Genomic DNA, 20,926 nt, shown 5'->3' with positions numbered 1-20,926 from the left:
AAAAGTGAGTAACCGGATTGGTCACTCACTTTTCGGTGAAACCGTAACTTCAACACCATAATGGTCAGATACAATAGAACGATTCTTTCCATTAAACACGACATTCGATGTAGAAACAACTGTAGGTTGGTTGGTCAAAATGAGATCAATTCGAAGGTCTTGTTTGTTTTGGTCCCATCCGGCAATTTTTCCTTCAACTGTTACTCCCGAATCCTTCTCCTGTGCAAGTTGATACGTGTCTAAAAATCCATTTTGCGAAAGAAAATCGTAACCCTCACCGCGGAGATCTGCGTGGTTGTTGAAATCTCCCATTAAATACACACGCTCATTAGAGGGAAGATGGTTTAGAAGTTTTTCCATTTGTTCTCGTGCAGGTTCTTCTGTATCCTCCCACCAGCCTAGATGACAAGAATAGAAATTAGAAATGAATCCGTTCACGTCAATTTTTGCATGAACGATTGTGCGAGCCTTCCAGTTTGTCATCTCTTTACTTTTTGTTACGTAAAAATGAGAGAAGTCAACAATTGGATGACGAGTGAGGAGAGCAAGCCCCTCCTCATATACCTCGTAACCATAATGGGAGGGAGCCCAAACCATTTTGTAATGGTCTCCACCAAGAGATGTAAGTTTTTCTAGCAAGACGTAACCGTAATTATCAGCTTTAACATCGCCATCAATCAATTCTGCATCTCGGTGTTGGCTCACTTCTTGAATGGCAATTACATCGTATTGTTCTTCGTAAATGGCCTGTGCAAGTTCATTGATTTTTGCATCTTGTTGATCTTCTTGCCAGGCATGAACATTTAAAGTTAAAAGCTTCAACAGTATCTACGCTCCTAATCGATCTTGTACATCAGATTTTATGACATCCGCTTTTGGGCCATAAATAACTTGAACTCCTCGGCTCTTAACGATTAAGCCAAGTGCACCAGTTTCTTTCCAATCAGCTTCAGTCGCTACTTTTTCAGTATCTTTCACTGTTACACGAAGGCGAGTCATACAAGCATCTACATCTTCAATGTTATCCTCCCCACCAAGTAAAGCAATGATTTTACCTGCAAGCTCATCCTTGCTTCCAGTTTCTTTGTCTTTTGAACGATTAGCTTCTTCTTCATTTTCAAGGTAGTTTCCGTTACGACCTGGCGTAGGTAAGTTCATTTTCTTGATTAAGAAGTTAAAGACTACAAAGTTTAAGCCAAAGAATACAAGACATACCACAACAAAGTTAATTAGGTCACGAGCAAGTCCTGCATAAATAGACATCGGTGTTCTCGTCAGTAATTCAATAAATCCAAATGAGTGAATACGAAGGTTAATCACATCAGCCGCAGCAAAAGCAAAGCCAGTTAATATAGCATACACAACATAGAGAACAGGAGCTGCAAACATGAACATAAATTCAATTGGCTCCGTTACCCCTGTTAAGAAAACAGCAAGTCCAGCTGACAAGTACATAGGCTTATACTTATGACGCTTTTCTTTATCAACGTTTAAGTACATTGCAAGTGCCGCACCAATTAAAGCAGCAGACGATAGGATCATTTGTCCAATCTTAAAACGAGCAGGAGTAACATCTTCTAGTAATTGGTTGTACCCAGCTAGATCACCAGCGCGTAGCATATTCGTTAAATCAGTCACCCAAGCAAGCCATAATGGATCTTGTCCGGCAACCACACGGCCAATATTCTCACCAGTCTGAATAACGTATGTTCCGCCGAGCTCTGTATAGTTAATTGGAACCGTTAACATATGGTGTAGACCAAATGGTAAGAGTAGACGTTCTAATGTACCAAAAATGAATGGCGCCACTACAGGTGCAGTGTTACGCGATGTTGCAATCCATTGACCGAAGTCATTTAATAGCGTTTGCACAAATGGCCAGAATGATGATAGCACAAGTGCTGTTATGGTAGATCCAAGAATTACGACAAATGGTACAAAGCGTTTTCCGTTAAAGAATGACAGAGATTCTGGTAATTTGTTAAAGTTATAAAATTTATTAAATAACACGGCCCCTACAAAACCAGCGATAATCCCGACAAAGACTCCCATATTAAGGGCAGGAGCACCAAGTACGGATGTAAAGTAATCGCTAACAATTAACTCACGACCAAAAAAGGATATTGTTGCGTCAGGATCTTGAAGCATGTCCCCATTTACACCAAAAAGTGCACCAGTAATCCGGTTAATTAAAATGAAGGCGATCAAAGCAGCAAATGCTCCTCCTGCTCTTTCTTTCGCCCACGATCCACCTATGGCAACAGCGAATAAAATGTGTAAGTTTGTAATAATGGCCCATCCAATATCCTCCATTACTCGTGCAAGAGTTTGGATAACCATCATGTCTCCACCAGTCATCGCAATTAGCTTACCAAGAGAGATCATAATCCCAGCAGCTGGCATAACAGCTACTACGACCATCAATGCTTTTCCTAGCTTTTGCCAAAAATCAAATGAAATTAGCTGTTTCATCTTTGTTCCTCCTCTAATAGTTATATTTTTATGTTTGTACAAAAAAACTAAATCGTTTTCAGAATCCGTTTTCATAAACAAGTTCACTCGATAATGAGCAAACGTTTGCACATGAGTAATTTTAGTAAAACTTTTTTTAGGTTGCAAGTGTTTTTTGGAATTTTCCTAGTTGAAACATTTTCTGAAAACCAAATTATTATTGAAGGTAAGCGTTTTTAAAGGTGATTTTCTTTTTTTAGAAACTAACTTAAAAGATAAAATAAACAATATCATTTGTAAATATTTACATTTGTAAGAGGAATTTAGAGAAAGCATTGTATCTTTTGGCATTCCGTTTTATAATAAATGAGCAAATAGTATGCGCAAACGTTTGTCTCGTGTGATAATTGAAGTAAGATGAGATACTGAAGATCTTATAGATACTTAATAATGTAAACGTTTTATTTTGACTGTATAAAGAGTTGGAGGGGTTTAAATGAAAAGACAGTGGTGGAAAGAGGCAGTCGCTTACCAAGTGTATCCTCGAAGTTTTATGGATTCAAATGGAGATGGAATTGGTGATCTACAAGGGATTATTCAAAAGCTGGATTATATTAAGGGTCTCGGCATTGATGTGATTTGGATTTGTCCGATGTACCGTTCTCCTAATGATGATAATGGATACGATATTAGTGATTATCAAGATATTATGTCTGACTTTGGTACAATGTCTGACTTTGATCAATTATTAGAAGAAGTCCACAGTCGTGGAATGAAGCTCATCATTGACTTAGTGATCAATCATACTTCTGATGAGCATCCTTGGTTTCTTGAATCGCGTTCATCACTTGATAATCCAAAGCGTGACTGGTATATCTGGCGCGATGCGAGTGCTGATGGGAGTGAGCCAAACAACTGGGAATCGATCTTTAATGGACCGGCTTGGGAATTTGATGAGAAGACAAAGCAGTATTATATGCACATCTTTTCAACAAAGCAGCCTGATTTAAATTGGGAAAATCAAGATGTCCGACATGCTTTATATGACATGATGAACTGGTGGATGGACAAAGGGATTGATGGTTTCCGTGTAGATGCTATTTCTCATATTAAAAAAATTGATGGCCTACCTGATCTTCCTAATCCAGAAGGGCTCGATTATGTACCTTCTTTTGAGGGACATATGAACCGCCCAGGTATCCATAAATTCTTACAAGAGATGAAGGATGAAACACTTGCTAAATATGACGTAATGACCGTCGGCGAAGCAAATGGGGTGAAACTTGATCAGGCTGATGGTTGGGTTGGAGAAAAAAACGGAGCATTCAACATGATTTTTCAATTTGAGCACCTTGGTCTTTGGGGAAAAGAGACGGGTGGAGAGCTTGATTTAATCTCCCTAAAAGAAACATTAACAAAATGGCAAAAGGGCTTAGAAGGTCGTGGCTGGAATGCTCTATTCCTTGAAAATCATGATCAACCACGTAGTGTTTCTACCTGGGGCAATGACGGAGAATATTGGTCTGAGAGCGCAAAAGCACTAGCCACCATGTTCTTCTTTATGCAAGGAACGCCATTTATTTATCAAGGTCAAGAAATTGGGATGACCAATGTTCAATTCGATACAATTGAAGAATATGATGATGTGTCAATGAAAAACTTCTACCGGATTGAAACGGCTAAAGGTCGTTCTCATCAAGAAATCATGGAGATCATATGGGAGCAGGGTCGTGACAACTCAAGAACGCCCATGCAGTGGGATAATAGTGCTAATGGTGGATTCTCTACTGGAGATTCAACTTGGTTTGGGGTAAATCCAAACTATAAAGAGATTAATGTGGTAGCACAAGAGAAGCAAGCGGATTCAATTTTGCAGTACTATAAAAAAATGATTACACTACGTAAATCCTCTGATGTGTTGATGTACGGAAATTATGACTTATTGTTACCAGAGCATAAGGAAATCTATGCTTATACGCGAACGTTAAACGATGAGAAAATCTTAGTCGTTGTGAATTTGTTTGCAACAGGTGTAGATGTCGACCTCGCAACTATTGAAGTAAAAGAAGATACGGAATTACTACTTGGAAATTATCAAGAAGTAGGTTCAGTAACTACTCTACGTCCTTATGAAGCAAGAATGTATCGTTTAGCATAATGAGTAAAAGGTGCAGCAGTCTTTCTTAGGAGGGGCTGCTGTTTTTTTTGTTGAGATCATACTTAGTGTCGTTCGCTCATAAGAGTACTTGTGCGCACATAAAAACTTGATTTGAACATAAAATATATATAGCGCACATAGTAGGTGTGATTTCGCACTTATAATAAAATTTGCGCTCTATCTTTAACGAGAACCGCACATAAGTGATGCGTTTTCGCTCATACCCACACTTTTTTAATGGTAGTCGTAAAGATGCATAAAATAATTCTCTTTCATGCTACGTTGCTTTTCCTTGTTGCACGTGTTATGATTGAATTTGTTTTTAAAAAGAAATTTGCGCCGACCTTTTTAGGAATAGGCGACACATAGCATCGTTATAACGACCATATTCCAGATCGTTGTGGGGTATGGTCTTTCTACGTACGTATAATATAGCTAATTGAGAAGATGTTAGGCTTATGGGAGCCAAAAGAGGTGGTATGACTCTTTTATGTGACATCTTTCACGTGTCGCGGCTCACCAAGGCGCTAAAATCAGTTAAGATAAAGGAGATTTTTGATTTGGCAACTTTTTATGAATTTGGTTTGAACGCAGAGGTAGTTCGAGCAGTAACACAAATGGGATTTGAGGAAGCAACACCGATTCAAACAGCAACAATCCCAACAGCACTAGAAGGTAAAGATATTATTGGTCAAGCACAAACTGGGACGGGAAAAACAGGTGCATTTGGTTTACCATTAATTGATCGTATTGATATTAATAAAGATCACGTGCAAGCATTAATTCTTGCTCCAACGCGTGAACTTGCTAATCAAGTAGCAGAATCATTATTCGCATTTGGTAAATTTAAAGGCGTTCGTACGGTAACAGTTTACGGTGGTCAAGATATGCGTAAACAAATCCGTGACCTTAAAAATAAACCACATGTGGTTGTAGCAACACCAGGTCGTCTAATGGATCACATGCGTCGTAAAACAATCCGTCTTCAAGAAGTAGAAACAGTGGTTCTTGATGAGGCAGATGAAATGTTAAACATGGGCTTCATTGAAGATATCGAAACAATCTTAAGTGAAACGCCTAAAGAGCGCCAAACATTGTTGTTCTCAGCTACAATGCCTAAGCGTATCGAAAAGCTTGCTCAAACATTTATGACTGAGCCAAAGCTGATTGCTGTAAAATCAACAGAAGTTACAATGGAAAATATCGAACAGTTCTATGTAGAAGTACATGAACGTCAAAAGTTTGATACTCTATGTCGTTTCATGGATATCCATGCACCTGAGCTTGCGATTGTATTTGGTCGTACAAAGCGTCGTGTTGATGAGCTTTCTGAAGCATTATCAAAACGCGGGTTCCGTGCTGAGGGGATTCATGGTGATTTAAACCAAGCGAAGCGTGATAGCGTATTACGTAAGTTTAAAGGTGGTTTAATTGACGTCCTTGTAGCAACAGATGTTGCGGCACGTGGGTTAGATATCAGCGGCGTTACACATGTTTATAACTTCGACTTACCACAAGATCCTGAAAGCTATGTTCACCGTATTGGACGTACAGGACGTGCAGGTAAATCAGGTGTAGCATTAACATTTGCTACACCACGAGAGAAAGATCATATTAAAGCAATCGAACAAGTTTCTAAAAAGAAAATGGTTCGTAAAGATGTTCCTTCATACGAGGAAGCAATTAAAGGCCAACAAGGGCTTGCAGTTGATCAGCTTCGTCAATTAATCACAGAGGACAATGCAGATGCATACCGTGTGATTGCAAAAGAACTTCTTCAAGAAACAGATGCAACAACTGCTCTTGCAGCTGCATTAAAGCTTCTTACAAAAGAGCCAGATACGACTGAAGTGAAGTTAACTGGTGAAGCACCATTACGTGCTAAGAAGCATCGTTCACAAGGTGGCGGTAAGCCTTACCGTAGTGGTAGCGGTGGTGGACGTCGTGATGATCGCAGTCGTGATCGTCGTCGCCCAGGTGGCAGCTTCCGCAAAGATGATCGTAACCGCGATCGTCGTTCAGGTGGCCAAAGCCAAGGTAGCCGTAGTGGTGGACAATACCGTAAATCTAAACAAGCATAATAGCTTGGTAAAAAGTCATTCTCAACTTGAGGATGACTTTTTTTGTGTGAAAAAACGAAAAAAATGACCAGTAACTTAAAAAAGTTTCGTCAAATTCATTAAGAATGATTGACATTATTGATGATAATGAATATCATTACTAATGAGAATGATAATGAATATCAAATAAATTTTCATGTTGATAAACGTTTAAAACAGGTTAGGAAGAGCTATGAAGATTAAATACTTAGTATTGTTATTTATTGTGTTATCGATTGCTTCATTGTTTGTAGGTGTGTCTAGTATTTCGCCTTTAGAAATATTTAGTATGACGGAGGAGCAAGCGCATATCTTTTTAACGAGTCGCATTCCTCGGCTAGTTAGTATCATTATTGCTGGTGTGGGGATGAGTATATGCGGATTAATTATGCAGCAGTTAACGAGAAATAAATTTGTTTCTCCGACTACTGCGGGGACTCTAGACTCTGCCCGGCTAGGAATCTTAGTGAGTATGATTTTGTTTGCATCAGCTAGTCCGCTTCACAAAATGATTATTGCCTTTCTTTTTGCCTTAGCTGGTACGTTCATATTCATGAAAATACTTGAGCGAATTAAATTTAAAAACACCATTTTCATCCCACTCGTGGGCTTGATGTTTGGAAATATCGTCGGATCGATCACCACATTTTTTGCTTATCGATATGACTTAATCCAGAACATGTCATCTTGGCTACAAGGGAACTTTGCTGTCATTATTCGCGGGCGATATGAGTTGTTGTACATAAGCATTCCATTACTTATACTTGCGTACATATTTGCAAACCGCTTTACCATTGCGGGAATGGGTGAGGAATTTTCAAAGAATTTAGGATTGAAGTACAAGCAAGTCGTAAACATTGGTTTAGTGATTGTGGCAGCTATTACATCAGTCGTTGTCCTCACAGTGGGAATGATTCCATTTTTGGGATTAATTATTCCTAATATCGTAACGATTTACAAAGGAGATAATTTAAGAGAAAACTTACCTCACACGGCTTTATTAGGTGCAGTCTTCGTATTGGCTTGTGATATTCTTGGCCGAATTATTATTTATCCATATGAGATCCCAATTGGCTTAACAGTCGGTGTAATTGGAAGTGGAATCTTTCTTTATCTGTTACTTGGGAGAGCAAAACATGGGTTCTAAAACAAAAATTTATCTATTAATCGTCTTGGCATTAACATTGGTTACGCTCTTTTTATTCATTGACTTGAATAACTGGGAGTATGCACTACCTAGAAGAGCGACGAAAATTTTAGCGATCATCATTACAGGCGCTGCTATCGCCTTTTCTACCGTCATTTTTCAAACGATTACCAACAACAGAATCTTAACGCCTAGTATTATCGGGCTTGATTCATTGTATATGCTTATTCAAACGTTTTTGATCTTCTCATTTGGATCAACGAGTGTATTGGTACTAAATAAGCATGTGAACTTTGGTATTTCAGTCATTGTGATGGTGCTTTTTGCAGGGGTATTATATCGGGCATTATTTAAAAAAGGCGGACAAAATATCTTCTTCCTTTTGTTAGTCGGTATCGTTCTTGGGACATTGTTTGGCAGTCTTTCCACATTCATGCAGGTTATTATTGATCCGAATGAATTTTTATCGGTTCAAAATCGAATGTTTGCCAGCTTTAACAATGTGAACACAGACCTCTTATGGCTTTCTCTTTTATTGTTTGGAATGATTTGCCTGTATTATTTCAAGTTTAATAAATACCTTGATGTACTCTCGCTAGGAAGGGAGCATGCGATTAATTTAGGTGTTGATTATGACTATGTTATTAAGCGGTTGCTCGTAATCATTGCGATGATGATATCAATTGCAACTGCTCTAGTGGGGCCGATTACGTTTTTAGGTTTACTCGTGGCCAACGTAGCCTATGAGTTTATGAAAACGTACAAGCATTCCTACATCATCGTCGCGTCCATTTTTATTAGCATCATCGCTCTTGTTGGTGGTCAGTTAATTGTTGAAAGGATCTTTTCATTTGCAACGCCGCTCAGTGTCATTGTGAATTTTGTTGGAGGTGTGTACTTCCTCTATCTTTTATTAAAGGAGAGTAAAAAATGGTAGAAGTCCTAAACATCACGAAAGAATACGGTGCAAAGAAAGTGGTCGATAACGTCTCGGTAACGATTCAAAAAGGGAAAATCACGTCTTTTATTGGACCGAATGGCGCAGGGAAAAGTACGTTACTATCAATGATTAGTCGTCTCATTGATGCGGACACGGGTGAAGTCATTATTGATAATGCGAAGGTCAATGAAACCAAAAGTGGAGATCTCGCAAAAAAAATATCGATTTTAAAGCAAGCAAACAATATCAACATTCGGTTAACGATTAGAGATTTAGTTTCATTTGGTCGGTTTCCATACTCAAAAGGAAATTTAACGAAAGAAGATTGGGCCTTTATTGATGAGGCCATTGATTATATGGAGTTGCGTGACATTCAAGATAAGTACCTTGATCAGTTAAGTGGAGGTCAGAAACAGCGAGCATTTATTGCGATGGTTATTGCTCAAGACACTGAGTATATTCTCTTAGATGAACCGCTTAATAACTTAGACATGAAGCACTCTGTACAAATCATGAAGGTATTAAAGAGAATGGTGAAAGATCTCGGGAAAACGATCATCATTGTCCTTCATGATATTAACTTTGCTTCCTTCTACTCAGATTATATTGTCGCTTTAAAAGATGGAAGAGTGGTTAAAGAAGGCCCTACTCATGAAATTATTAATAATGGGGCTTTAAAAGAGATCTATGATATGGATATTCAAATCAATGATATTAATAACCAACGAGTGTGTGTATATTTTGTTTAGTTCTACTAGTAATAGAAGGATGATTTAACCGTCATTCTATTAAATAAATAGAAAAATAGATAGAGGAGTGAGTGGAGTGAAACGTTCATTGATGTTCATGTTCGTTCTTGTATTTTTAACAATTGCCCTTGTGGCTTGCGGTAGTGATAATGCTACTGAAACGATCTCAGAAGCAGAGGTAGAGGCAGAAGAATCGACTGAAGAAGTAGTCGAAGAGGAAGAAAATGAGGAAGCTTCAGATAGTGCCGAGCTTACGATCACGCATGATTTAGGAGAAGCGGTTGTTCCTAAAAATCCTGAAAAAGTTGTAGTTTTTGACATGGGTGTTCTAGATACATTAGATACACTTGGAGTAGATGTAATGGCATTACCACAAGAAAATGTCCCAGATTACCTTGAGAAGTATAAAGGCGATGATTACCAAAATGCTGGAACATTATTTGAACCAGACTTTGAAGCAATCTATGGCATGGATCCAGATCTTATTATTATTAGCGGTCGTGCTTCTGAAGCATATGAGGAATTAAATGATATTGCTCCAACAATCTTCATGGGTGTTGATACAACAAATTACGTAGAATCATTTAAAGAAAATGTAACAACACTAGCAGAAATTTTTGAAAAAGAAGATGAAGCATCAGAGAAGATAGCTGAAATTGAACAATCAATTGATGATCTATATGAAAAAGCGACAGCTAAAGAAGCAAGCGGTCTATTGATTATGGCTAATGATGGCGATATTAGTGCGTATGGTGCTGGTTCACGATTTGGTCTTTTGCATGATGACTTTGGTGTAGCTCCTACAGATGAAACAATTGAAGTATCAAACCACGGTCAAAATATCTCATTTGAATACATTGTTGAGCAAGATCCTGAATACTTATTTGTGATTGATCGTGTAGCTGTTGTCGGTGGTGAAACATCAGGTCAGCAGACGATTGAAAATGAACTAGTACAAACTACTCGAGCTTATGAAGAGGGTAAGATCGTCTACCTTGATGCTGTTAACTGGTATATTACGAGTGGCGGTTTAACGGCTGTATCTGAAATGGTACAAGAAGTAAGTGCTGGAATCGAATAAGACATATTGTCCACCTTTACAACAGAAAATGATGTGAAGGTGGACTTTTTTTATTGTATTAAAGGAATATAAAATGAAAAGGAGAATACTAGACATATACGAAAGGTGTGTTGAAAATGAGTAGTACACAAGTAAAGATCGGTTTTATTGGATTAGGAGTTATGGGGAAAAGCATGGCTCGTAACTTAATGAAAGCTGGCTTTTTAGTAGAAGTTTTCACAAGAACGAAATCGAAAGCGGAAGACCTTCTTGACGAGGGTTGCCATTGGTGTGAATCGATTTCTGAAATAGCCAACACTTCTGACGTAGTCATTACGATGCTCGGTTTTCCAAGTGAGGTAAAAGACGTTTATTTTGATGAGCAAGGTCTATTAAGAAACTGTAAAAAAGGAACCATCTTAATTGATATGTCCACATCGAGTCCTACTCTAGCAAAAGAAATTGCAAAAGCTGCAAAAGAGCTGGATATGACGGCTCTTGATGCTCCTGTTTCAGGCGGAGATATTGGAGCAAGAGAAGCTCGTTTGACGATTATGGTTGGTGGAGAAGAGAAGGCATACACTGAAGCTCTTTCAATATTTGAAGCGATGGGCACAAACGTTGTTTTACAAGGCGAAGCGGGAATGGGCCAGTATACAAAAATGGTTAACCAAATAGCGATTGCCTCAAATATGATTGGTGTATCAGAAGCGATTAGCTATGCGAAAAAAGCAGGGCTAGATCCTTGTAGAGTTTTACATAGTATTGAAAACGGGGCAGCAGGAAGTTGGTCACTAAGCAATCTAGCACCGAGAATGATAGTGCAAGATTATTCGCCAGGGTTTTATATTAAGCATTTTGTTAAAGATATGACGATTGCTCTCGAGTCAGCAAAAGAACTCGGTCTAAAGACTCCAGGACTTGAATTAGCAAAAAAAATGTATGAAGAGTTAATCGAGCGTGGCAGTGAGGATGAGGGCACACAGGCGCTTATTAAGTTGTACCAGGAGCGGGTGTAATCGCTTTCTTAATTTGATTGATCCATTTAAACTGAAAGAGAAACTACTTTCTAGGAGGCGTTAGAGATGGAAACTGAGATTTTTAGACAATGGAATACATGGCGTACACTTACTTTGAAAACCTTACAAAGAGTAGAAGAAGCTCAGGTCGATAAAATCACTGAGCGTTTCAATAATAATATTCGTTGGAATGCAGGTCATATTGTAGTGATCCATGATCGTCTAACCGCACAAATGCTTGGCGAGGCTCCTAGCTATCCAGATGGGTATGCCACGTATTTTGACAAAGGGACAAGTCCTGATGATTGGGATGATCAAGTACCATCGTTGAATGAAATTATGGCCGAGCTAGAAGGACAAGTAGAAAAACTACAAGATAGTATACAAGGTCGTTTAGGTGAGGAGCCTAAAGGAAATATTTTTAACATGCCGACTATTGGGGATTTAGCGATGTTTGCAGTAGGTCATGAAGCAATGCATTTAAGTACGATTCAATCATTAATGAGATTGACAAAATAACTGTTTATGTAAAGAAAAGATAAAGTGTGTTGAGTTCTTATTAAGAGTCAGGAAAAGCTATTGTCACTCTTTGTCGTTCTTGATAAGGTAGGGGTGTAGCAGCTAGCAATCCATTTTTTAGAACGACCCCCTTAACCTTTTTTCATTTTTCATTGAGCTAGAATTCCTTTCTAGCTCCTTTTTTTATGGGGAAAATTAGTGAGCTCATATTCTATGTCAGATAATCTAACGTAAGTATTGCGAAAATTCACTCAACGACATAAAGTAATAAAAAACAGAGAAAATATTTAAGGAAAAGGAAGTGTGTGGGGATGACAACTGTTTCTGTACCGACTAGAGAGAGCCAAATTGAAGAGATTCGTGCAACGATTGAAACGAAAAATGTAGAGTTACTTCATATGCAATTTGTTGATATTGAAGGAACATTAAAGCATGTTACTGTGACGTCAGAACAACTTGATCAAGTAGTAAATGGACAAGTGATGTTTGATGGCTCGTCTATAACTGGATTTACTCCTATTAACCAATCAGACTTATATCTAACTCCAGATTTAAATACATTTGCTGTTTTACCTTGGACAGAAGAAGATGGCTATTCTGAAGCGAGGTTTTTATGTAGTGTAAAAAAGCCTGATGGGTCGGACTTTTTAGGCGACCCCCGCAACGTTTTAAAGGAAACAGTTAAGCGTGCTGAAGAGAAAGGCTATTCAATCAATGTTGGACCTGAGCTTGAGTTTTTCCTATTTGAAACAGACGAAGAAGGGCAACCTACTTTAAAAACACAGGATGTCGGCGGTTATTTTGAACCTTCGCCTAAAGATAACGGAGAAAAAGTTCGTTTAGCGATCTATAAAGCATTAAAGAAAATGGGCTTCACGATTGAAGCATCTCACCACGAGGTAGCAATTGGTCAACATGAGATTAATTTTAAATATGCAGATGCTCTAGGCGCGGCTGATGCTGCTACTACTTACAAATGGGTTGTTAAAACAGTGGCGGGCCAATACGGCTTACACGCAACTTTTATGCCGAAGCCTCTTGCAGGAGCAAATGGAAGTGGAATGCACACGAATATCTCACTTTTTGACACTGAGAAACAAGAGAATGCTTTCTTTGATGACGCAGATGAGCTTGGTTTATCTGAAACAGCCTACCAATTTATTGCGGGGTTAATTGATAACGTGAAAGATTTTGTAGCTGTTACAAATCCACTTGTTAACTCGTACAAACGATTGGTGCCAGGGTATGAAGCTCCTTGCTATATCGCTTGGTCAGCATCGAATCGTTCAGCATTAATTCGTATACCAGCCACACGCGGAGCAGGGACACGCGTTGAAATTCGTTGTCCAGATCCTTCAGCTAATCCATACTTTGCATTTGCGGTAGTAGCATCAGCTGGCCTTGATGGGGTAGAGCGTGAGTTAACAGCACCGCCTGCAATTAATGATGATATTTTCAGCATGTCTCGTCAAGAATGCTTTGAGCGTGGAATTCAAAATCTACCAACGAACCTTGAGTCGGCACTTGATCATTTTGAAAGTGGAAAGATTGGTCGAAATACTCTAGGTGAGCATGCCTACACGGAATATGTCGAATTAAAGCGTGGCGAGTGGGATGACTTCCGTACCACGGTTTCAGATTGGGAAGTGGCAGCATATCAAGCGAAGTTTTAAGGTGAAAAAGCACGCAAACCAAAAGGTCTGCGTGCTTTTATTTGTTTACATACTTTTCTCTTTCGTTTTTGCCGGGAACCCCCATTTGGCTGTAACCTTTTGAAAGGCTGGAGTCTTAGAGGTTGTGAAGATGAGCAATCCACTCCAAATCAAGAGGAAGGCGATCAACTGAACGATACTAAATGGTTCGTTATATAAAAATACACCCATAATCAGCATTAAAGTTGGCCCGATGTATTGCAAAAAGCCGATAAGAGATAAAGAGATTCGCTTTGCTCCGATTGAGAAGAGCAGAAGGGGAATCGCTGTGACAGCCCCGGCTCCCATTAAGAGGCCCCATGTCTCTATTGAATAGGTTGCTAGATTTAAAGTCGATGAATGAAATAGCCATACATAAAGCAGTGCAAAAGGTGTCATGATCAACGTTTCAATCGTAAGTCCTACGAGAGCCCCGACATTAACCATTTTCTTCATTAATCCGTAAATGCCAAAAGTGAACGCAAGTAAAAAGGCAGCATATGGAATAACGCCATAATAAACGGTCATAAGAGAAACGCCAGTAAAAGCGAGAGCAAAAGAGATCCCTTGCCAGCGTGTAAACCGTTCTTTAAGAAAAAACATGGCTAATAAAACATTAATTAAAGGGTTGATGTAATAGCCTAGACTTGCCTCTATCATGCGTTCACTTGTCACCGCCCAAATAAAGACGAACCAGTTCATTGAAATAAAAACAGAGGCTAAAATCATGCCGAAAGTTTGCTTCTTACTTGTCAGTAGCCTCCGAACTTCTACCACAAAAAAGCCAAGTTGATTCCGAAGGGCAAGAATGCCAATCATAAAAACAAGCGACCAAATGATACGGTAGGCGAGCACCTCACCTGGGGTCACATGCTCTAATTGCTTCCAGTAAAGCGGAAGGATCCCCCATAATAAGTAAGCGAAAATTGCTGCTATCATACCGACCCGATGTTCCGACTGTTGCAAGATGTCACAGCCTTTCTTATAAATATAGCAGGCCTGACGAAGAGTCAGGCCTGAATCGATCTATCCTCTATTGGCAATATGCTTAAGTGGACCAACATATTGATTTAAACGGAAAGAGTGTTTAATCGCAGTGTTTACAAAATCTTTAGCTGTATGAATGGCCTCTTTTACTGATTTTCCTTTTGCAAGTTCCGCTGTAATAGCTGCTGCAAACGTACAACCAGCACCATGAGTGAAAGTTGTATCAATTTTTTCAGATTCAAGTAAAGTAAAATCTTCACCGTCAAAATAAACATCTACTGCTTTATCATGATCAAGTTTACTTCCACCTTTTACGACAACGTGCTTCGCTCCTAGTTCGGCAATTGTCGCGGCTGCTTCTTTCATTTCTCCGATTGTAGTAATCGATCCATGTCCACTAAGTTGACCGGCTTCAAATAAGTTAGGTGTGACAACTAGTGCCTTTGGAACAAGCACATCACGTAAACAAGCATCTGTTTCCGGATTTAGAGCTTCATCTGCTCCTTTACACACCATTACGGGATCAACTACAAAGTTAGAGATTTGATATTGGTCCACTTTTTTGGCAACAAGCTCAATAATCTCCGTGCGTCCGAGCATTCCTGTTTTAGCAGCATCGATTCCAATACCTGCTAATACCGTCTCCATTTGTTTCTCTAATTGTCCAACATCTTGTGGGAACACTTCATGATTCCAGTTGTTATGAGGATCCTGGGCTACCACAACGGTTAAGGCATTCATTCCGTAAACACCTAGCTCTTGAAAGGTTTTTAGATCTGCTTGTAATCCTGCTCCTCCGCTTGTATCTGAACCTGCAACGGTTAATGCTTTTTTCATTGTCATAGATGTCCACTCCCTTTTCTGTATAGGTCTTGCCTAATATAGTCGATTTGCTTGTTCTCCATTATACGGGATTGCACTAAAGAGTTAAATGATGAAATCTTGATATTTGGGAAAAATAATCTACAGGCTAGTGAGCTAATTAGTTGACGTATTAAAAAATCGTAACTATACTTTAGTAAGTAAACAAAAAAGTATAGAAAGTTTACTTATTTATTACAAAAGGAGAGAGATCAGAAATGGCTACTGTATTATTTGTAAAAGGAAATCCAAGAACAAAAGAGGAATCAGTTAGTGTCAAGATGTATGAAGAGTTCCTCTCTACTTATAAACAAGAAAACCCAGAAGATGAAATTGTAGAATTAGACTTGTACGCTGAAAATCTGCCGTATTTAAATGCAGATATGTTAAATGGATTATTCAAGCCACTCCAACAAATTGCGACAACTCCTGAGGAAGATGCAGCAAGAGAAACGTCGGATCGTTATCTTGAGCAATTTATTGATGCGGACAAAGTTGTATTTGCTTTCCCACTATGGAACTTTACAATTCCAGCAGCTCTTCATACGTATATAGATTACTTAAGTCGAGCGGGCAAAACGTTTAAATACACACCAGAAGGTCCTCTTGGTCTAATGGGCGATAAAAAAGTGGCATTACTTAACGCTCGTGGTGGTATCTATTCAAATGGACCAACGGCACAGCTTGAAATGTCAATGAATTATATGCGTAATGTGATGGGATTCTGGGGCGTTGAGCAACTTTCAACTGTAGTCATCGAAGGTCATAACCAAATGCCTGATCAAGCAGAAACAATCATTGCAGACGGGTTAGAAGAAGTAAGAAAAACAGCTAAAGCCTTTTAATCTTTTTCCTCAGCGTCAGCTTTGTGAAATAAAATAGATCCAAAAAAATCCTGGTTCATCACTTAGATGACCAGGATTTTTGTTTATGAAAGCTGATACGCTGATTCAAGTTGAGCAGCTAACTCTTTAGCAATTTCTTTCATTCCATACATATCGGCTTTTTGCTCTGCGTCTGGATTATAGTTCGTGTTTGTATTTACGTCGTAAGTGTACAAATTCCCTTGGGCATCACGTATAAATTCAATGCCTGCAAAATGAATGTCATTGGCAAGTAAGAATGCCTCGTATTTATAAATAATTGGATCATCGAAGTCCTTAATGATTGTGAATTTATCACGTGGTTGCTCCGTTGTAGGGCAAAAGGCATCCCCAATTTGGCAAGCGTCCGCTGGGCATAGCTCAAACCCTTCTGATGTATCTACTTCTACAGCATAAAAGAATCTACCACCAATAAATTCACAACGAGTAATCGTCGAATCAGATGATTTAATATATTGCTGCAAAAGGGTGATGCCATCAACCGGTTCTTCAAAGGTTGGTCCCTCAACATATTTCTTCAAAGCTTCATGGTTATCAAATAACTGCACGCCAAGTCCTTTACCTGCACGGTTGTGCTTTGTAATGAAAGACTCATCTTTAAAAGATTCTGCAGCTTTTAAAATATGTTCTTTCCCGACAGCTACAAGAGTTTTCGGAGTTTCAATTCCAAAGGCTTCAAGTGATGTATATTGAGCGACTTTACTAACTTCAAGCTTTAGGGCGCGGCTCGTATTAAGTACGACTCGCCCATGAGCCTCTAACCAATCAAGAACGGCGCCAGTAAATTCAGGGGCAAAACGGTGCTCTCGTGTATGAGAAGAGGCACTCATACGATTATAGAAAATGCCTTTAGGAGGCTCTTTTGTAAGATCGATGTTTCCTTGGTCAAGGTGCCATGTTTCAAACGGGTAACCAAGTACTTCTAACTCTTTCTGAAGTGGCTCAGTCCACTCATCATTTTCATGAATAACGTATATTTTAGCGTTCATCAAAAAGCTCCTCTCATTAATCCTTATTAATCTTATAAGATATGTGTATTATAACGTATATCTAGAAGATAAGGTAATAGCTTGCTTGGAGATACGAATAAAGTAAAAGGAAGAAGTTGCACCTCAACTCGCTCTGCGATACGATAACGCATAGAAGATTGACTTAGTGATTAAACGGTTCAAAAAGGAGACGATGCTAGATGATAGATCGTGACAAACAATTACGCGAGGCTGCTTATAAAGAAGTAGAAAAATATAAAGCTACGGTAGAGGAGGACCATTTTCGATTAGGGTATCATCTCATGCCACCAGTCGGATTATTAAATGACCCGAATGGCTTTATCCAATTTAACGGAGTGTATCACCTGTTTTATCAATGGAATCCTTTTAGTACAGGCCATGGTGCGAAATTCTGGGGACATTATACATCAGAGGATTTGGTTCATTGGGATCATCATGAGATAGCTCTTGCTCCAAGTGATTGGTTTGATAAAAATGGTTGTTACTCCGGGAGTGCCATAGAGCATGAAGGGAAAATGTACTTATTCTACACAGGGAACGTGAAGGATGAAAACAACCAACGTGAGAGCTACCAAGTGCTTGTGGAGTCTCGTGATGGCTACACTTTTGAGAAAAAAGGAGTTGTCGTGGAACTCCCGGAGGACTATACAGCTCATTTTCGTGACCCGAAAGTATGGAAGCACGGTGAATACTACTATATGGTGGTAGGTGCCCAAAGTAAGGAGCTGACAGGTAAAGTCGCTCTTCTTCGTTCCTCGGACCTCTATGATTGGAAACATCTTGGTGCTATTGCGGGAGCTCATATGGGATCATTAGAGGATTTCGGTTACATGTGGGAGTGTCCGGACTTGTTTGAACTTGATGGTGAAGATGTATTTATTTTCTCACCTCAAGGAATAGAAGCTGACGGAATATTATATAACAATATTTATCAAGCTGGTTATTTTATTGGGAAAATGGATTACGAAAATGTGCGCTATAACCATGGTGAATTTATTGAGATGGATCGCGGCTTTGAGTTTTATGCACCGCAAACGACTCTGGATGATAAAGGACGGAGAATCTTATTTGGATGGCTTGGTATTCCTGAAGAGCGGGAAGAAGATCATCCAACCATTGAACATAAGTGGATTCATGCCATGACGCTGCCTCGGGAACTTCGCGTGCGAGATGGTAAGCTTCTTCAATTACCAGTGGACGAATTGAAGAAACTTCGACACGACGAGGTAAGCTATCCTGATGTCATACTAAATGAAACGGAGCAAGCTTTTGTTGGGATTGAAGGAGAGCGTTTAGAGTTTGAGCTTAAATTAGAAGAACAGCCAACAGGACCGATTACCATTGACATACGTAATCATGCATCGATTATTTACTCCGCTGAGAACAAAAGCTTTACATTAACACGTATTAGCTTTGTTGATGGAAAGACGATTGAAGAGCGTCATTGTCAACTAGAAGAGCTTCGTAATTTAAGGGTATTTTTAGACTCTTCAACCATTGAGATTTTCATTAATGATGGAGAAGAAGTTTTCACAGCCCGTATCTATCCTGACGTTGAGGAGAAAAGTATTACCTTTAAGTCGGGACAAGCTGCATCTGTTCAATTGAGAGGTTGGATGTTATACTAAGCTAGTATGACAACTAAACGCACAAAGTCTACACAACCGTAGCAAGGGTCAATGTGTAGACTTTTTTCTTTGTAATAAAAGCATATTTATACGATGAGATGATTGATCACTCATCATGGTTTTAGGTCATACTAGAAATTAGTTGGTTGAAATGAGGGATAGTATGGATTCGTATAAACAGGTGAAAGGAAAGAAGAGATTTACAGCTAAGCATTATTTAGCCTTCATCCTTCCTTCTTTAATCGGTATTTTACTTTTTATGACTCCTCTCGTCATTAATGAGGAGATCACGATTCCTGTTGCTTTTCTTGCAGGAATTCTAGAAGAGGCGCTCATAGATGTGCTTCCGTTATGGATGACTATTTTACTTATTCTATCGGTCATTATGACGGTTATCGTTGTGGCAATAAAGCCTGCTTTCGTAAAGAAAAGTCAAATGGCACAAGCTTTATTTGATGTAGGTTGGACTTGGACGATTATCCGTGCAGTCGGAGTATTGTTTGCGGTTCTTACACTAATGGAGTGGGGACCTGAATTCATTTGGTCTGAAGATACAGGTGGTTTATTGCTTTTTGAACTCATTCCAATCTTGTTCTCAGTCTTTCTTTTTGCCGGATTCTTCTTACCTTTATTAATGAACTTTGGCTTAATGGAGTTAGTTGGATCGGTGTTAAACCGCATCATGCGTCCTTTATTTACCCTTCCTGGTCGATCATCGATTGATTGTATGGCTTCTTGGATGGGAGACGGTACGATCGGCGTATTACTTACGAACAAGCAGTATGAGGATGGCTATTATACAAAGCGTGAAGCAGCAGTTATTGGAACAACATTCTCGGTCGTTTCGATCACATTTAGTATAGTTATTTTAACGTACATGAGTTTAGAGCACTTATTCTTACAATATTACGGCACAATTGTACTTGCTGGTTTTGTAGCGGCTGTTATTTGCCCGCGTATCCCCCCTTTATCAAGAAAGGCAGATACGTATATTACAGAAAAGAAATTTGATGCAACAGAAGAGAAACAAAGCTTTATTGCTTCGTTTAAATCAGGATTAGAGCAAGCATTAACTCGTGCAACAACGAATAATGGTGTTGCTAAAAATGTAAGTGGCGGATTGAAAAATGTACTTGATATGTGGTTAGGTGTCATTCCAGTTGTTATGGCGCTTGGAACAATTGCTCTTGTCGTTGCGGAATACACACCCATTTTCCAATGGTTAGGGGCACCATTTATTCCACTTCTTCAGCTTATGCAAGTTCCAGAAGCGACAGAAGCAGCGCAAACAATGGTTATTGGCTTTGCCGATATGTTCTTACCAGCCATTATTGGTAGTGGTATTGAAAGTGAAATGACTCGCTTTATTATTGCCTGTGTATCAGTTACTCAGCTGATTTACATGTCTGAGATTGGTGGCTTATTGCTTGCATCAAAGCTACCTGTTAAGTTTTTTGACCTAGTAATTATTTTTATTGAGCGTACACTAATTACATTGCCGGTCGTTGTGTTAATGGCCCATTTAATTTTCTAATGAAATGATGAAGAGGGCTGGGACATATCTAGAGGTTTAACTCAAGATACGAACGAAGCGCTAAATGAGCGGATGAAATATACGTAGACCTCCTGCGGGATGAAAAGCAGAGGTGAGACCCCACAGTGCATAGCACGAGGAGGCTCACCAGCTTCCCGCGGAAAGCGAAGTATATTTCAGGAGCGGTAT

17 protein-coding genes are annotated in these 20,926 nt (G+C 39.2%); 12 read left to right on the top strand and 5 right to left on the bottom strand.

Features of this window, described 5'->3' with window-relative positions:
• Positions 1-21: 21 nt before the first annotated feature.
• Positions 22-822, bottom strand: a complete 801-nt coding sequence (locus tag RYX56_RS09580; protein ID WP_317121833.1) for an endonuclease/exonuclease/phosphatase family protein — start codon at positions 820-822, stop codon at positions 22-24.
• Positions 823-828: 6 nt separating this feature from the next.
• A complete protein-coding gene (locus tag RYX56_RS09575; protein ID WP_317121832.1) occupies positions 829-2,472 on the bottom strand; it encodes a PTS transporter subunit IIBC in 1,644 nt (547 codons plus the stop codon).
• A gap of 475 nt (positions 2,473-2,947) precedes the next feature.
• On the opposite strand from RYX56_RS09575, the gene RYX56_RS09570 reads away from it, so the two are divergent.
• The 9 genes from RYX56_RS09570 (at position 2,948) to glnA (ending at position 13,815) form a co-directional block, all read left to right on the top strand.
• A complete protein-coding gene (locus RYX56_RS09570) occupies positions 2,948-4,609 on the top strand; it encodes a glycoside hydrolase family 13 protein (protein WP_317121831.1) in 1,662 nt (553 codons plus the stop codon).
• 560 nt (positions 4,610-5,169) lie between these two features.
• Positions 5,170-6,690: a degradosome RNA helicase CshA gene (gene cshA, locus RYX56_RS09565; RefSeq protein ID WP_317121830.1), complete on the top strand. Its 1,521-nt coding sequence runs from the start codon at positions 5,170-5,172 to the stop codon at positions 6,688-6,690.
• Positions 6,691-6,901: 211 nt separating this feature from the next.
• Complete coding sequence (locus tag RYX56_RS09560; RefSeq protein WP_317121829.1) at positions 6,902-7,855, top strand: ABC transporter permease; 954 nt, start codon at positions 6,902-6,904, stop codon at positions 7,853-7,855.
• Positions 7,845-8,792 carry an iron chelate uptake ABC transporter family permease subunit gene (locus tag RYX56_RS09555; protein WP_317121828.1) on the top strand — a complete coding sequence of 316 codons (948 nt, stop codon included), beginning with the start codon at positions 7,845-7,847 and terminating at the stop codon, positions 8,790-8,792. The genes RYX56_RS09560 and RYX56_RS09555 overlap by 11 nt, the downstream gene beginning before the upstream one ends.
• Positions 8,786-9,544: an iron ABC transporter ATP-binding protein gene (locus tag RYX56_RS09550; protein ID WP_317121827.1), complete on the top strand. Its 759-nt coding sequence runs from the start codon at positions 8,786-8,788 to the stop codon at positions 9,542-9,544. Before RYX56_RS09555 ends, RYX56_RS09550 begins: the two co-directional genes overlap by 7 nt.
• Positions 9,545-9,620: 76 nt before the next feature.
• Positions 9,621-10,625 (top strand): siderophore ABC transporter substrate-binding protein, encoded by a 1,005-nt coding sequence (locus RYX56_RS09545; protein WP_317121826.1) that lies wholly within the window; start codon positions 9,621-9,623, stop codon positions 10,623-10,625.
• Between the two features lie 116 nt (positions 10,626-10,741).
• The gene (locus RYX56_RS09540) at positions 10,742-11,623 is read left to right on the top strand and encodes an NAD(P)-dependent oxidoreductase (protein ID WP_317121825.1); all 882 of its coding nucleotides are present in this window, start codon (positions 10,742-10,744) and stop codon (positions 11,621-11,623) included.
• Between the two features lie 66 nt (positions 11,624-11,689).
• The gene (locus tag RYX56_RS09535) at positions 11,690-12,142 is read left to right on the top strand and encodes a DinB family protein (protein ID WP_317121824.1); all 453 of its coding nucleotides are present in this window, start codon (positions 11,690-11,692) and stop codon (positions 12,140-12,142) included.
• 311 nt (positions 12,143-12,453) lie between these two features.
• Positions 12,454-13,815 (top strand): type I glutamate--ammonia ligase, encoded by a 1,362-nt coding sequence (gene glnA / locus RYX56_RS09530; protein ID WP_317121823.1) that lies wholly within the window; start codon positions 12,454-12,456, stop codon positions 13,813-13,815.
• Positions 13,816-13,860: 45 nt separating this feature from the next.
• On the opposite strand, the gene rarD is transcribed toward glnA, so the two are convergent.
• Positions 13,861-14,799: an EamA family transporter RarD gene (rarD, locus tag RYX56_RS09525; protein WP_317121822.1), complete on the bottom strand. Its 939-nt coding sequence runs from the start codon at positions 14,797-14,799 to the stop codon at positions 13,861-13,863.
• Between the two features lie 60 nt (positions 14,800-14,859).
• Complete coding sequence (gene pdxK / locus RYX56_RS09520) at positions 14,860-15,663, bottom strand: pyridoxine/pyridoxal/pyridoxamine kinase (RefSeq protein ID WP_047972574.1); 804 nt, start codon at positions 15,661-15,663, stop codon at positions 14,860-14,862.
• A gap of 236 nt (positions 15,664-15,899) precedes the next feature.
• Here pdxK and RYX56_RS09515 point away from each other — a divergent pair, with 236 nt between their 5' ends.
• Positions 15,900-16,526 (top strand): FMN-dependent NADH-azoreductase, encoded by a 627-nt coding sequence (locus tag RYX56_RS09515; protein ID WP_317121821.1) that lies wholly within the window; start codon positions 15,900-15,902, stop codon positions 16,524-16,526.
• 83 nt (positions 16,527-16,609) lie between these two features.
• On the opposite strand, the gene RYX56_RS09510 is transcribed toward RYX56_RS09515, so the two are convergent.
• The gene (locus tag RYX56_RS09510) at positions 16,610-17,554 is read right to left on the bottom strand and encodes an ATP-grasp domain-containing protein (RefSeq protein ID WP_317121820.1); all 945 of its coding nucleotides are present in this window, start codon (positions 17,552-17,554) and stop codon (positions 16,610-16,612) included.
• Between the two features lie 200 nt (positions 17,555-17,754).
• Here RYX56_RS09510 and RYX56_RS09505 point away from each other — a divergent pair, with 200 nt between their 5' ends.
• Together RYX56_RS09505 and RYX56_RS09500 are read left to right on the top strand one after the other, a co-directional pair.
• On the top strand, positions 17,755-19,203 hold the full coding sequence (locus tag RYX56_RS09505; protein ID WP_317121819.1) for a glycoside hydrolase family 32 protein: 1,449 nt from the start codon (positions 17,755-17,757) through the stop codon (positions 19,201-19,203).
• A 163-nt stretch (positions 19,204-19,366) separates the two neighbouring features.
• Positions 19,367-20,737 carry a YjiH family protein gene (locus RYX56_RS09500; protein WP_317121818.1) on the top strand — a complete coding sequence of 457 codons (1,371 nt, stop codon included), beginning with the start codon at positions 19,367-19,369 and terminating at the stop codon, positions 20,735-20,737.
• The last annotated feature ends 189 nt before the right edge of the window (positions 20,738-20,926 follow it).

It is taken from the genome of Alkalihalophilus lindianensis, from assembly GCF_032843265.1.
In the GTDB taxonomy this organism is placed as follows: domain Bacteria; phylum Bacillota; class Bacilli; order Bacillales; family Bacillaceae_D; genus Alkalihalophilus; species Alkalihalophilus lindianensis.
This window is presented reverse-complemented; position numbering and strand designations above follow the sequence as displayed.

Coding starts and splice junctions, on each gene's coding strand:
- pdxK (WP_047972574.1), bottom strand. CDS start 15,663: ATGACAATGAAAAAAGCATTAACCGTTGCAGGTTCAGATACAAGCGGA.
- RYX56_RS09515 (WP_317121821.1), top strand. CDS start 15,900: ATGGCTACTGTATTATTTGTAAAAGGAAATCCAAGAACAAAAGAGGAA.
- RYX56_RS09500 (WP_317121818.1), top strand. CDS start 19,367: ATGGATTCGTATAAACAGGTGAAAGGAAAGAAGAGATTTACAGCTAAG.
- RYX56_RS09510 (WP_317121820.1), bottom strand. CDS start 17,554: ATGAACGCTAAAATATACGTTATTCATGAAAATGATGAGTGGACTGAG.
- RYX56_RS09575 (WP_317121832.1), bottom strand. CDS start 2,472: ATGAAACAGCTAATTTCATTTGATTTTTGGCAAAAGCTAGGAAAAGCA.
- RYX56_RS09540 (WP_317121825.1), top strand. CDS start 10,742: ATGAGTAGTACACAAGTAAAGATCGGTTTTATTGGATTAGGAGTTATG.
- RYX56_RS09550 (WP_317121827.1), top strand. CDS start 8,786: ATGGTAGAAGTCCTAAACATCACGAAAGAATACGGTGCAAAGAAAGTG.
- RYX56_RS09570 (WP_317121831.1), top strand. CDS start 2,948: ATGAAAAGACAGTGGTGGAAAGAGGCAGTCGCTTACCAAGTGTATCCT.
- glnA (WP_317121823.1), top strand. CDS start 12,454: ATGACAACTGTTTCTGTACCGACTAGAGAGAGCCAAATTGAAGAGATT.
- RYX56_RS09505 (WP_317121819.1), top strand. CDS start 17,755: ATGATAGATCGTGACAAACAATTACGCGAGGCTGCTTATAAAGAAGTA.
- RYX56_RS09535 (WP_317121824.1), top strand. CDS start 11,690: ATGGAAACTGAGATTTTTAGACAATGGAATACATGGCGTACACTTACT.
- RYX56_RS09560 (WP_317121829.1), top strand. CDS start 6,902: ATGAAGATTAAATACTTAGTATTGTTATTTATTGTGTTATCGATTGCT.
- RYX56_RS09555 (WP_317121828.1), top strand. CDS start 7,845: ATGGGTTCTAAAACAAAAATTTATCTATTAATCGTCTTGGCATTAACA.